Source organism: Leifsonia sp. HAY1-4F (assembly GCF_056755275.1).
The window spans coordinates 1-243 of record NZ_JBNDHX010000532.1 but is presented as its reverse complement, the minus strand read 5'-3'; the positions used below and the strand labels follow the sequence as shown (position 1 = coordinate 243).

Below are 243 nucleotides of genomic sequence, written 5' to 3'. Positions count from 1 at the left end.
CCCGGACGCCCTGCGGCCCGAGCTCCACTCCGGCGGTGCGGGCGCGCATCCGCATCCCGCCCTTCGACACGCAGTAGGTCAGGTTGCCGGGCACTGGCCAGTCCTCGTGCACCGACGAGATGTTGACCACCACCCCACCCGAGCACTGGTCGATGAAGCGCTTCGCGGCGCGTTGGGTGCCGAAGACGGCGCTCCTGCCGTTGACGGCCATCAACTTCTCGAACGTCTCCTCGTCCAGCTCGA

At 68.7% G+C, this 243-nt stretch carries 1 protein-coding gene; it reads right to left on the bottom strand.

All coding sequences use genetic code 11. The annotated features are described in order from the left end of the window. Positions 1 to 243 (bottom strand): SDR family NAD(P)-dependent oxidoreductase (locus tag ACPYOG_RS20405; RefSeq protein WP_481295899.1); only part of this gene is annotated, 243 nt, incomplete at both ends.